Source organism: Dyella solisilvae (genome assembly GCF_003351225.1).
In the GTDB taxonomy this organism is placed as follows: Bacteria; Pseudomonadota; Gammaproteobacteria; order Xanthomonadales; family Rhodanobacteraceae; genus Dyella; species Dyella solisilvae.
In genome coordinates this window covers 459120-471421 of the sequence record NZ_QQSY01000003.1, presented here as the reverse complement: position 1 = coordinate 471421, position 12302 = coordinate 459120, and the positions used below count along the sequence as shown (strand labels likewise).

At 65.7% G+C, this 12302-nt stretch carries 10 protein-coding genes; 4 read left to right on the top strand and 6 right to left on the bottom strand.

The window, feature by feature from the left end:
• Window positions 1–41: 41 nt before the first annotated feature.
• From DVT68_RS14245 to DVT68_RS14235, 3 genes are read left to right on the top strand one after another with little or no spacing between them, the layout of a single operon-like run.
• On the top strand, window positions 42–458 hold the full coding sequence (locus DVT68_RS14245; protein WP_114825750.1) for a guanyl-specific ribonuclease: 417 nt from the start codon (window positions 42–44) through the stop codon (window positions 456–458).
• Entirely contained in the window at window positions 455–889 is a 435-nt protein-coding gene (locus DVT68_RS14240; protein ID WP_114825749.1) for a barstar family protein, read from the top strand. Before DVT68_RS14245 ends, DVT68_RS14240 begins: the two co-directional genes overlap by 4 nt.
• A 6-nt stretch (window positions 890–895) precedes the next feature.
• Complete coding sequence (locus DVT68_RS14235; RefSeq protein ID WP_114825748.1) at window positions 896–1117, top strand: RNA-binding S4 domain-containing protein; 222 nt, start codon at window positions 896–898, stop codon at window positions 1115–1117.
• Between the two features lie 10 nt (window positions 1118–1127).
• Here DVT68_RS14235 and DVT68_RS14230 read toward each other — a convergent pair whose 3' ends face one another.
• A complete protein-coding gene (locus DVT68_RS14230) occupies window positions 1128–1955 on the bottom strand; it encodes an arylamine N-acetyltransferase family protein (RefSeq protein ID WP_114825747.1) in 828 nt (275 codons plus the stop codon).
• Between the two features lie 206 nt (window positions 1956–2161).
• Here DVT68_RS14230 and msrA point away from each other — a divergent pair, with 206 nt between their 5' ends.
• Window positions 2162–2860, top strand: a complete 699-nt coding sequence (msrA, locus tag DVT68_RS14225; protein ID WP_233523474.1) for a peptide-methionine (S)-S-oxide reductase MsrA — start codon at window positions 2162–2164, stop codon at window positions 2858–2860.
• A gap of 31 nt (window positions 2861–2891) precedes the next feature.
• On the opposite strand, the gene DVT68_RS14220 is transcribed toward msrA, so the two are convergent.
• From DVT68_RS14220 to DVT68_RS14200, 5 genes are all read right to left on the bottom strand, one after another.
• Entirely contained in the window at window positions 2892–5639 is a 2748-nt protein-coding gene (locus tag DVT68_RS14220; RefSeq protein WP_114825745.1) for a putative bifunctional diguanylate cyclase/phosphodiesterase, read from the bottom strand.
• A 75-nt stretch (window positions 5640–5714) separates the two neighbouring features.
• Window positions 5715–6488, bottom strand: a complete 774-nt coding sequence (locus DVT68_RS14215; RefSeq protein WP_114825744.1) for an iron-containing redox enzyme family protein — start codon at window positions 6486–6488, stop codon at window positions 5715–5717.
• Between the two features lie 311 nt (window positions 6489–6799).
• Window positions 6800–7189, bottom strand: coding sequence for an MAPEG family protein (locus DVT68_RS14210; protein WP_114825743.1), 390 nt, complete (start codon window positions 7187–7189; stop codon window positions 6800–6802).
• Window positions 7190–7266: 77 nt separating this feature from the next.
• Window positions 7267–8295 (bottom strand): class A beta-lactamase, encoded by a 1029-nt coding sequence (gene bla / locus DVT68_RS14205; protein ID WP_233523473.1) that lies wholly within the window; start codon window positions 8293–8295, stop codon window positions 7267–7269.
• Between the two features lie 101 nt (window positions 8296–8396).
• On the bottom strand, window positions 8397–12134 hold the full coding sequence (locus tag DVT68_RS14200) for an autotransporter domain-containing protein (RefSeq protein WP_147281739.1): 3738 nt from the start codon (window positions 12132–12134) through the stop codon (window positions 8397–8399).
• Window positions 12135–12302 lie beyond the last annotated feature (168 nt).

The window sequence follows — 12302 nt, the reverse complement described above, 5'->3', positions numbered from 1 at the left end:
CGGAAGCTCTACACTCGCCCCACTCCGTCCGGACCTCCGCCATGCGCGCGCTCAAACCCCTGCTGTTGCTGGTCGTCCTGGCGATCGCTGCCCTGCTGTGGGGAAGGCACACGCCGGAGCCATCGCCCGCGGGGATCGGCCAGCCGTCGTCCCACGCCAGCGTGCCCGCGACGGGCGCCGCCTTGCCGCCATTCCTGCCGCCGGAGGCTGCTGATACGCTCTCGCGCATCGCCCACGGCGGGCCGTTCGAGCATCGCCAGGACGGCGTGGTGTTCCAGAATCGCGAAGACCGCCTGCCGCGGATGCCCGATGGCTACTACCACGAGTACACCGTGGACACGCCCGGGCTCGACTATCGCGGCGCGCGGCGCATCATCACCGGCGGATCGCCGCCGCGCGTCTACTACTACACCGACGATCACTACCGCACTTTCCGACAGTTTGAGGTATCGCCATGAATGCACAGTTCGACCTTGATTTCGGCGATCCCGAACACGGCGGGATCTTCTTCGTCACCTCCGAAGACCTCGATCCGCTCGGCGATGCCGCAGGCATGCAAGGACTGCGCGTGTGCCGCGTCAGCCTGGCCGACTACACGGACCGCGAACTCCTGTTCGACCGCCTGACCATGGCGCTGCGCCTGCCGGCCGAATTCGGACGCAACTGGGATGCGCTGGCCGACAGCGTGCGCGACCTCTCCTGGCTGAAGTCACCGGGCTATACCCTGCTGTTCGACCAGGCGCAGGACATGCGCGACGCGAACGAGGAAGACTTCGACACCCTGCTGGACATCCTCGAGGAAGCGGTCGACTACTGGCAGGACGCCGAATCACCGTTCTTCGTGTTTTTCGCGCTGCCCGAAAGCGCCTTCGACGACACCGACGCCTGAGACCCCATGCAAGAGATCGAATTTGAACTGGACCGCGACTACGTCGAACTCAACCAGCTGCTGAAGCTGGTGGGCCTGTGCGACAGCGGCGGCGCGGGCAAGGCCATCGTCGCCAGCGGCGCCGTTTCGGTGGACGGCGTGCAGGAGCTGCGCAAGACCTGCAAGATCCACGCGGGCCAGGTGGTGCAGATCGAGGACATCGCCATCCACGTGCGCGCCATCGACTGAGCGGCGCGCATTACTCCTGCGACGGCAACGGCAGCGCCGCCAGCGTGCGATCCAGCTCCGGATGCGCCGGCAGGCGGATGTCGAACTGCTCGCGCAGCACCTGCTTGATCTCCTCCACGCCGTCGAGCGTGCGCCGCACCGACTCACCGTCGGCCGGATGCACCACGAACTCCCTGTTGCGCAGGCCGAGCCGACGGCCGGCCAGCGTGCGCGCGGCAATCAGGCCGTGCAGGAAGTGCGAGTCCGGATAGGTCGAGGTGTAGTGGTTGGCCACCACATAGTCGATGGAGGGGCGCGGCTGAAGGTCGAAGCGGTATAGCGTCTTCCACTCGCCGCGCACCAGCGCCTGCATGCGCCAATCGCCGCCGCCCTCGAGCAGGCGGAACGGCTCGTTGCCGGTGGCCTGCTCGATATCGGGCTGCAGACGCAGCGCCCCACTCAACGCCATGCTGCCGAAGCCCACGTCGACCAGCCAGCTCTCGCCCTCGAGCTCCACCCGCAGCAGCATGTGAGTCTGCGCCACCATCGCGTCTTCGGGCTTCATCCACAGCACGCGGGCGATCAGTCCGTGCACCTGGAAACCGAGCGTGCGCAGCACTTCCAGCAGCAGTCCGTTCTGTTCGAAGCAATAACCGCCGCGCCCGTCGCGCACCAGCTTGCGCTCGATCGCCTCCGGTTCCAGCGACACCGGTACCCGCAGCAGCGGGTCGAGGTTCTCGAACGGAATCGCGGCCACGTGCGCCGTGGTCAGCGCCCGCAGGGTGTCCAGCCCCGGCGTCAGCGGACCGTCATGGCCGATGCGACGCAGGTACGCGTTCAGGTCGATCACGTGGGTCATGGCGTCAATCGTGGGGACGATGGAGGCGCACCATAACATCGTCTTGGCGCCGCCTTCGCGCCGGCGGCCGGAGGAGGCGCCACGATGAGAGGTAACCGGATCGGGCCCGGCGGCGAATAGTGGGATGTCAGCCGGGTGAATGCCCGGCCGCGGCGTCATCGGCCCAGGGCCAGCGACGCATCTCCCCACCGATGGAGCGTCTCACCATGAGCATCCGTTTCAACGTCGTGCTTGCCGGCATGTTGGCCTTGGCGGGCCTGAGCGCCTGCAGCCTGGCTTCCGCCGATGGCAGTACCGGGCCCTTGCCCGACCCGGCGGTCGACGCCGCGCCCGCGCAGGGCAACCAGGTGGCCGTGCTGGCCGGCGGCTGCTTCTGGGGCTTGCAGTCGGTGTTCGAGCACGTGAAGGGCGTCAAGCACGTATGGGCCGGCTATGCCGGTGGATCGGCCAGCACCGCCAGCTACGAGCGGGTCAGCGATGGCGATACCGGCCACGCCGAATCCGTGAAAATCCTCTACGACCCGTCGAAGATCAGCTACGGCCAACTGCTGAAGGTGTACTTCTCCGTCGCGACCGACCCCACCGAGCTCAACCGCCAGGGACCGGACGTGGGCACCCAGTACCGCTCAGTGATCTTCTACGGCAACGACGAGCAGAAGCGCATCGCCACCGCCTATATCGCCCAGCTTGGCGCCGCCCATGCGTTCGCCGACCCGATCGTGACCCAGGTGACGCCGCTGAACGGCTTCTACGTGGCCGAGTCCTACCACCAGGACTACGCCGAGCAACACCCGAACGAGCCGTACATCCTGTTCAATGATGCGCCGAAGGTGGCGCATCTGAAGCAACAGTTCCCTGCGCTGTACCAGCCTGCTCAGCAAGTGGTGAGCGTCGACCTGCACTGATCGTCATGGCCCCCACCGGAGCGACGCGCGCTTAGACTTCCGGCGGCACCAGCCGCAGATGCGGGCTGACCGCGCGGCGCTCGGCGCCCAGCATCTGCACGATCGCTTCCGGCTCGACCGGGCGGGAATACAGGAAACCCTGGCCCTCGGTGCAGCCGGCGCGCAGCAGGAAGCGATGCTGCTCTTCCGTCTCGATGCCTTCGGCGATCGGCGTGATGTCCAGGTTGCGACACAAGGTGAGCATGGCCTCGACGATGGCGCCGTCACTGCTGTCCTCGGGCAGGCCGGTGACGAAACTCCGGTCGATCTTGAGATACGCGATGGCGCGCAGCTTCAGGTAGCTCATCGACGAATAGCCGGTGCCGAAGTCGTCGATGGCCACGCCCACGCCCAGCGCGTTGAGGGTGTACAAGGTCCGCTCCATCTCCTCGCCCAGGCGCAGGATCGCGCCTTCGGTGATCTCCAGCATCAGCCGTTCGGGCGCCAGACGGCGCGACTCCAGCAGCGCGCGGATGTCGTCGACGAAATTGGCCTGCCCGAACCAGTGCGCCGAGACATTGACGGCCATGCGCAGCGGCGGCACGCCGGCCCTGTCCCACAGGTACATCTGGGTGCACGCCGCCTGCAGCACCCACTGGTCGATGCGGCGGATCAATCCCAGCTTCTCCGCCATCGGGATGAACTCGCCGGGTGGAATCTCGCCGCGACGCGGATGCCGCCAGCGCAGCAACGCCTCCACCGCCACGATGCGCCCGCTGCGCATCTCCACCGTGGGCTGGAAGACCAGGTGGAATTCGTTCTCCGACAGCGCCGTGCGCAGTTCGGACGCCAACGCGATGCGCCGGCGCGCATCCGCCTGCATGCGTGGCGAATAAAAGCGGAACGCGTTGCGCTCTTCGGTCTTGGCCGCGTACATCGCCGCGTCCGCGTTGCTGATCAGGGTCGGCACGTCCGAGCCGTCCAGCGGGTAACAGGCGATGCCGATGCTGGCGCTGAGCGCCACCTCGTAATCGCCCACGATCGCCGGCGCGGCCAGCGTGGTGAGCAGGCGGCCTGCGATCGCGCTGGCCTGTTCGCGAGACTGCAGGTTGGACAGCAGCACGGTGAATTCATCGCCGCCAATGCGCCCCGCCACGCCGCGATCACCCAGCTCGTAGGCGATGCGCTCGGCCACCTTGACCAGCAGGTGGTCGCCGATGGCGTGGGTATAGCTGTCGTTGACCGCCTTGAAGGCGTCCAGGTCGATGAACAGCACGGCGGCCATGCCGCGCTCGCGTTCGGCCTGGGCCACGGCCTGCACGCAACGACGCTCGAACTCCGCGCGGTTGCTAAGCCCGGTCAGCGGGTCGTGCGCCGCCATGTACTGCAGGCGCTGCTCGTTGGCCTTGGCCGTGCTGATGTTATTGAGCACGGCCACGTAATGCTGCACCTGTCCGTCCGGATCACGGATCGCGCTGATGCTGAGCAGTTCGGGATAGCTGCTGCCGTCCAGGCGCCGGCTGCGCACCTCGCCCACCCAGTTGCCCTCGGTGTCGATGGCCTTCCACACCGAGTCAGGCAACGGGGAGCCGTCGGGCAGTGATCGCAGGTCGTCGAAGCGCACGCCCTGCAAGGCCTGCGCGGTAAAACCAGTCATGCGGATATGCGCTGCGTTGACGCGGGTCACCTGGCGCTCGGCGTCGGCGATGATCACACCCTCGGCGATACCCGCCAGCGCTTCGGCGGCGATGCGGCGCTGCTGCTCGAGGTTCACCCGCTCGGTGATGTCGCGCAGGATCGACTGGCGCACGCTTCGGGCGCCCCAGTGGGTGACGCTGCTGCGCATTTCGACCGGACGCGCCTCGCCGCCGGGGCCAAGCAGGTCGCCGGTGACCGCGCCGTCGGCACGGTGCTGCAACGGCGCGAACAGCTCGGACAGACGCGTGCGCAGCAGCGTCTCCATGTCCAGGCCGGTCCACTGCATCGCCGTGCGGTTGGCGCCAAGAATGGTGTCGCTGGCCTCGTCGACCATCACGATGGCGTCGGCGGCGCTGTCGAACAACAGGCTGTAGCGCTCTTCCGTGCCGCGGATCTGGAACAGGATGCGCCGGGCCATGAGCAGCCACAGCAGCGAGGCCGCGCTGGCGGCAAGGAACACCCCGAGGAACAGCACGCGTCCCAGCCAGATGGCGCCCTGCGCCACTTCCAGCGAGAACAGGTTGGTCAGCGGCGTGAGTTCGTCATTGATCTGGTTGATGCCGGCCAGCCGCTCGGCGATCCACTCGGGTGAAGGCCGACCCTGCGCGTAGGCCTGCCGCAACTCGGCGGCGATGGCGTCCAGCTCCCTTAGCGGCCGGTCAGCGGCGCGCCAGGCCTGCACGGCCTCGCGCATATGCGTCACGGAGGTGCAGCAGCTCAACATGAAGATCATGCCGGGCTTGGCCGCCGGCAGGATCCGTCCGCGCTCGAACGCGCGATTCACCGCCTCCCGATCATAGCGGCCGGAGGCGATCGCATCGCGCGCCCAACCGTCGGAAACGAGCAGCTCGTGGTTGCGTTCGTAGCCGGCGAGCCGCTCGGCGTTGCCGGTTTCGGCAAAGCTGGCCAGGTCGATCACGGCCTGCTTCTGCGCCTTGCTCCAGATGCTCTCGCCGTTGAGGAACCCGGCGAGAGTCACCTGGACCTGGAGCGCACCCCAGGTCAGCGCGAGGATGAGGCCGATGACGGCCACCAGCCCGTAGGCCAGTGGCCTCAAGCGATGGGACAGCGGTCTTAGCGAGGTGCTACGGATGGAATCCATGGCGTCCCTTTTACCTGACCACTTCACAAAGCTACCTTTCGTCCCGTCACACTGTCGACGACGGGACTCTCCCCATCATGCCGCCTGTTCTTCGACCTGCTCGGCGACTTCTTGAACGAGGCAACGCTCCAGCCCGTAATGGAGGCTGACGTAACTGCGCTCGATGCATTCCTGCAGGTGCGCAACCTCTTCCGGCGCCGGATGGTTGCCCATCAGGGTACAGACAATCTCGAGCGCTTCCCATGGATGCGTGTCGTCATAGGCCGCGTGCAGCTGTAGCCAACGCAGGGTAGCCTTGCGTCCCGCCTGCGGCAGGCCCTGCGCATAGGCCACGCTGTCGTAGACCTTCTGCGACCAATCACCCGTCACGCCCTCGATTGCGTAGTTGGTGGCTGCGATGCCCGCGGCGAGGGTATCCCGTCCGCACACCTCGTGGCACCACTCGGCCGCTGCCTGGGTCCCGCGCGGCGGGCGGCCCTTGAGCACCTCCTCGCGCGCCACGCCGGCGCCCTCGGCCCAGTCCAGCCAGTACTCGGCGTGGTTCTGTTCCACGCGGATGTTGCGCACCAGCCAGCGCCGGGCAAGGTTGTCGCCGGCGCTGCGCCCGTACTGCGTCTTCAGCAGGTTCTGGGCCATGAAGGACGGAAAGCGCTCGATCAGCGACCAGGTGCCCACCATGAAGTTGCGCATGGTGGCGTGGTCGATGCGGCCCGTGCCCATCAGGTCCCACATCAGGTGATCGCGGACGCGTCGGCGGGCGGGTTCGCAGGCCGCCACCAGGTCTTGCGCCCATTGCGGGTAGCTGGTGAGTTCGGTCAGCGGGCCGGTGCGTTCGAAGTGATTATTCATGCAGTTCTCCAGGAACAGTGAGGAAAACCGCCGGCCCCTTGCCGGCGGTCCGGCGCTGATGCGCCGGAACCGCATAGTGGTCATGTGCCGGCGCCTTGCGAACACCGACGCTGACCACCTACCTCACAAACTCATGGCAAGCCATTGAATAATCGTGACAATATTTATGAACAGCAGGAATCGACTGACCCAGAACGAGGCCGTCGAGTCAAGCCGATGACGCCGGAAAGCCGACACCCGTCAACAAAGCGGCGCCCAGGCCGGCGCCGCTGATCGACAACGCGGGCTCACCCGGAGAGGGTGATCCGGCCCTAGAACAGGCCGGATAGCACGAGCAGGATGCCCACGAGCGAAACTGCCCAGACCAGGGTCCGCAGGAAGGGAATGCCGATGGTGTACACCGGCAGATAGACCAGGCGCGCCCAGAAATACAGCTGCACGCCGAGCGCGCTGTGGGCGTTCGTGCGTTGCAGCAGCACCACCCCGAGCACGGCGGCGGCGAACAAGGCAAAGGTTTCGCCGAAATTCCGGCTGGCCCGGTCAGCCCGGGCCGCCGGGCCTGTCAGAGGCGCGACGTTACCGTCCCGATTGCCCGCGGCCCACATCGGGCCCCGCTGCAGCGCCGCCAGGGTGACGGCAAACAGCATGTAAGCCAGACCCAGCGCGATCGACCATCCCAACACCTTCAGTTCGACTGGCATGTCGCAGCTCCCCGTTGGATGTGGCGCCATCATGCGCCCGGCGGCTGCGGCAGGCCACTGGGCCAGTCAGTGTTGCCCTAGCGTCGGGCGGCAGCCGCGATATCCCGGGCGAGCCCGGCGAACAGGGCGTCACGCGCTGCTGGTGTAGCGGGAGAATCGGACAGGAAGGCCGCCACGATCACGACGTGGCCGTCCGGCCAGCTCAGGATGCCGATGTCGTTGTAAGCAGCGATACGGCCATCCACGGTCCAGGACGTGCCGCTCTTGTCCGCCAGTCGGACATTGGCCGGCAAGCCCGCGCGCAAGCGATTCGGGATCGTTTGCGCGTACATCAGGTTGAGCAGGCGCTGGGTGGAAGCCGGCGACAGCAGCTCCCCCTTCCAGAGTTTGTGCAGGAACGTCACGGCCGCCTCCGGCGTGCTCCGGTTGCGCGGGTCAGCGAGGAACGCCTGATAGCCTCGCAGGTGTCGCGCCCGCGCCGCCTGCGCGGATTCGTCGACGGGCTCCGACTCTCCCGGCCGCAGGTCCTGCGCCACGCGCGACACGCCCGCCTCGCCCTGGTCCACGCGCATGCCTGCAATGCCATGCGCGCGCAGGAATGCGGTCACCACCTCCGGGCCGCCGACTACCTTGATCAGCGCGTCCACGGCGGTGTTATCGCTCTGGCTGACGGCCGCAGTCAGAAGTTGCCCGACCGTGAATGTCATTTGCTCGCCATGGAAGTGCGCGCCGATCGAGGGCACGGCCGAGCCACTGAGCACATCCGCCTGATGGATGACGACGGGCTGGTCGAGCGACAGGCTGCCACCGTCCACGCGGGCCAGCACCGCGGCGGCGACCGGCGCCTTGAACACGCTCATCATCGGGAACGCCTGGTCGGCATGGACGCCGGCCGAAGCGCCACTCTGCAGATCGAGTACGGCCACGCCAAGTACGCCCGGGCGAGCACGCTGGACCAGCGCGTCCAGTGCGCGTTGAAGCTGGCGGGCATCGGCGCTGGCCGCGACAGGTTGATCGCTTGCAAACGCCGGGTATGACGCCTGGCAGGCAAGCGCAAAGGCCGCGGCGACCGCCATGGAGAGACAACGAAATGGGGTGGACTGCATGGAGTCAAACCTGGGCGAAGCGGATAGATTGCTGAGTATCTTGCATGACGGATGGCGAGAACATGGCCATACCCGGACGAGATGGGGCACATCCCGCGTCGTCACCAGCTCAGGCGAACACCCAGGTTCGCCTGCCACAGGCGCTGATGCTCACCGGTGAGATCGACCTGGCGATCAGCAACGACAAACAGGCTCAGCGAAGGGCTCAAAGTGCCAGCGATGCCCGCACCAAGATCGAGTGAGGTGGTCCCGCCGGCGTGCGTGCCCACAGCATTCACCTGCGCAAACACGAGATTGTCCCCGGCGTGCGCGCCGCGCCACACGCTCGCCTGCAAATAGGGCAGCCACGTCGCCGCGCCATGATGGAAGACCGTACTCAAGCGTGCCCCGAGGCGCCCTACGAACCCGGCGTCGTCATGGAAAGATATGCTGGAAATACGGTCGCGCCCGCCGTCGAGCGACAGGTTCTGCCAGATGAGCTGCGCTTGTGGTTCGAACAGGACCTGATCGCTCCATGCAAAGGGGTAGCCGACTTCGATCGAAGCGCTCCATGAGTTGCCGCGGGTATCGAAATCGAGCCCGCGATAGGAGCTTGGACTCGCACGGATGCTGGTGGCCATCAGCACGCTATCCAGGTACGCCCCGCGAGGCGTCACGCGAGTCCAGTACAGGCCGACTCCATCACCGTGGAGCGAGAGGCTGCCGACGGGCACGTCTTCCTGCCCAACAGCAAAACCACGCACATCGCCATTCGCGTGCGTGTAGGCCAGGAACATGCCGGCGTAGTCGTGCATGCCACTGCCCGATTCGCCGGCGTAGAAGTCGATGCCAGCCTGCAAGCCCCTGACCGCGCCACGGAACGAAGGCGAGGATGCACCCTGCCATGCCTGGTCGATGTTCGTCCCAAGGCCACGTACCCAGCCGACCGAAAACGGTTGCTGCTCCGTTAACAGCCGCTGGTCCCCCTGACGCTGATGGAAAGTGCCTAGTGCGTCGACGACCAGGCCGCGAACCACTTCAGGCACAGACGCATAGACGGCTACCTCTGGCCTATAGAATGGTGCGGACGGTACTGGCAAAGGCACTTCGGATGAGGGAGGCAATGGTACCGGCGTAGGTGATGGCGCCGGAGGGGGAGACGGCGCCGGCGCAGGTGAAGGCGTCGGAGGGGGAGACGGTGGCGGTGCAGGAGGCGCAATGGAACGCAGGTACCAGTTGTCAGTTGTTCCGGCACTGAGGCCGCCTCGATAAAGCAGATACTCATAGGGGCCCGCATCCACCACGCCTGCCAGAGTGAATGCACCGGGAGCAGTCGTTCCGCCGTTGCTCGCCTGCACCAACAAGATGCCATCAGCCGTGGTGAGGCCCCCGGCCCCTCCGAGATTCGTCACCGCGATGGCCGTACTGCCACTGGCTGCGCCACCGAAGATCACCAGGCGATCGGCAGGCGAATTGTCCCCACCCAACACGCTCTGCAGGAGAAGATGGCCGTTCTGGCCAACGTAGTTGCCGTGGATCTCCAGCACGTCCGACGTACTTTGCCCGCCATTGGTGAGGTCGATCGTGCCGGCGTTTTTCACGCTGGCAAATGCGCCCGCGACCGCCGGCACGATGGATGGATCGCCGAACCCACCCGCCAGCAATGCGCTGGTGGCGTCAACGTCGAGTTCGCCCGTGCGTGTACCGCTGTCTCCCAGCACGAGCGGCTGTTTGTCGAGCGAGAGCTGGCTGCCGTTCGTGAGATTGATGACCTCCCAACCGGTCAATCGCCCCAAGGCCGCTGCCTGCGTGTGGTCCAGCGTCAGTGCGTCCACGCCCGTGCCACCGTCGAGCAGGGTCAAGCCGGATAGATTGGCGTTGCCAAGCCCCGAGAGTGTGGCTACATCATTGCCACCGCCCAGTACCACCCGGCCAGCGATGGAGCCACCGCTCCACTGGAAGGAATCGTCGCCGACGCCGGTGGTGACTCCGCCATTGAGCTGCCCCCCGGAAAGGGTGAAATGATTGGCGCCATCGCCGAGCGCGACCACTCCCGTCACCGAGCCAGCCGTCATGGTGAAGGTGTCATTGCCCGCATCGGTCTGTACAGCTGTGCCGGCGCCACCTTTGAGGCTGCCCGTGTTGTTCACGGTGATGTCGTCGGGACCGCTCGCGAAGATTGCCGCGCTGCCGACGCTTGCTATCGTGCCGGCGTTGGTGACCGACGCGACGCCATGAGCGATGGATACGCCAATACCTTGCGCCTGGATCACGCCATCGTTGGCGATCGTCCCACCACCATCGGCAACGACTGCCACGCCCTGTTGGCTGCTTACCTCGGCCCCCGCGGCGTTGGTGAATGCGATCGCACTGCCGAAATACGCGCCCGCGCCACCGACGCCATGAGCCATGATCGTCCCCGAATTCGCCACCGGACCGAGCGCAGTGCCGACGGAGTAAATGCCATCCGCATTGTCGCCCGTTACGTCGATGCGACCCTGGTTGGTCAATGCATTGGCATTGCCGGTGGCTGCCAGGCCGTGCGACGTCACCATCATGGTTCCACTGTTCGTCAGCGTGTTGCGGTCACCCACGACCTGGATACCGGCCGAATCCAGACCCGTCGCCGTGATGCGCCCCTCGTTCGATATCGTGTTGTCCGAGCCACTCTCGATATCAATCACCGGCGCATCTGCGCCCGCCGTCATCATCACGGCGCCCGCCAGATTCCGCAGGACGTTTCCGCCGCTGCCAATGTAAATTGCATTGCCCAGGTCGCCCGAGGCCATCATCGTCCCCGCATTCGTCACCTGATGGTGGCCCGCCTGGGAAAAGACATCGTCCGCATCGTGCCCCTGTGTGGTGATGGCGCCCGTGTTATTCACCGTGACGCCGGCGTCGTCGATCTGGACGCCATCGGCGCCGCCGGCCTGCGTGTTGATCGACCCGGCATTGTCGAGCTGGTTGCCACCTGTTTCGATACGCACGCCATCTGCGCCAGAACCCGTCGTCGTGATACGTCCGGTGGCGGCATTGGTCATCGTATTGCTGCTGCCGCTATTGATTCGCAGACCAAACGAAAGCGAGCCCGCGGTGGCAATCGTCCCCGAATTGTCGAGCGTGTTCCCGTTGCCACTGACCTGCATGCCCGGCGCATTGTCATTGCCCGTGCTGATCGCACCGCTGTTGCCGAGCTGGTTGGTGTCGCCAGTGGCATTGATGCCGACAGCCCCCGCGCCACTGGTGATGATCTGGCCAATGTTGGTCAGGATATTGGTATTTCCGTTGATGGCCTCCAGGCCATAGCCACTGCCGAACGTGCGTAGCAACCCCCGGTTGAGCAAGGTGTTGCCAGTCGCCGGCAGAAGTGAACTGCCATCCACCAACATGGCATCGGAGTTGTTGCCATGGGTGACGATGCTGCCGGCGGTGTCGTTGACCAACAGGTTGTGGCTTCCAGCGGAAAACATGCCCTCTGACTGGAATCCCGAGGTCTCGATGAGTCCCTGGTTGGTCACGCTGTCGGTATCGCCAATATTGACGGCGTCGTAGACAGTGCTGCTGGCCTGGGTAATCGTGCCCTCGTTCAGCACACTGCTCTGGTTGCCCAGGGCAATGGTGCTGCCACCCGAAACATTGAGTTCCGCTCCCGCAAGCACATGAACGGTAACGTTGGTGGCGCCCGAAACAGCAACGACTGCCTGTGGATCCGGATTGGGAGTGCTGGCGTCGCAGGTGACGGCTTGCCCGGTAGAAGGCGCATGGTTGTCGCAAACCGCATAGCTGGGTGCGGCGAGAGCAAACAACGCAACCGGCACCAGGTTGAAGCGACAGAAGATCAGCGGATCGACGAAGGCCATGGCCGACATCCCGCATAAGACCTCGACCGCTCAGCCCGGCCGCAGAGCCACGCTGCGCGCCCGCCGGTGCGTTTGCGAAACTTGCCCGGCCTGTTTAGTTTGCGCCCATTCACGGGCAGCAAACACCGTATTTCTACGGAGAGAGTCTCTCCTCCAGGAGCGCACCCA

What these genes read in the sequence shown, in the direction of transcription:
- DVT68_RS14245 (WP_114825750.1), top strand. Translation starts at nt 42, where the DNA reads ATGCGCGCGCTCAAACCCCTGCTGTTGCTGGTCGTCCTGGCGATCGCT.
- DVT68_RS14230 (WP_114825747.1), bottom strand. Translation starts at nt 1,955, where the DNA reads ATGACCCACGTGATCGACCTGAACGCGTACCTGCGTCGCATCGGCCAT.
- DVT68_RS14200 (WP_147281739.1), bottom strand. Translation starts at nt 12,134, where the DNA reads ATGGCCTTCGTCGATCCGCTGATCTTCTGTCGCTTCAACCTGGTGCCG.
- DVT68_RS14240 (WP_114825749.1), top strand. Translation starts at nt 455, where the DNA reads ATGAATGCACAGTTCGACCTTGATTTCGGCGATCCCGAACACGGCGGG.
- DVT68_RS14215 (WP_114825744.1), bottom strand. Translation starts at nt 6,488, where the DNA reads ATGAATAATCACTTCGAACGCACCGGCCCGCTGACCGAACTCACCAGC.
- bla (WP_233523473.1), bottom strand. Translation starts at nt 8,295, where the DNA reads ATGCAGTCCACCCCATTTCGTTGTCTCTCCATGGCGGTCGCCGCGGCC.
- DVT68_RS14220 (WP_114825745.1), bottom strand. Translation starts at nt 5,639, where the DNA reads ATGGATTCCATCCGTAGCACCTCGCTAAGACCGCTGTCCCATCGCTTG.
- DVT68_RS14210 (WP_114825743.1), bottom strand. Translation starts at nt 7,189, where the DNA reads ATGCCAGTCGAACTGAAGGTGTTGGGATGGTCGATCGCGCTGGGTCTG.
- msrA (WP_233523474.1), top strand. Translation starts at nt 2,162, where the DNA reads ATGAGCATCCGTTTCAACGTCGTGCTTGCCGGCATGTTGGCCTTGGCG.
- DVT68_RS14235 (WP_114825748.1), top strand. Translation starts at nt 896, where the DNA reads ATGCAAGAGATCGAATTTGAACTGGACCGCGACTACGTCGAACTCAAC.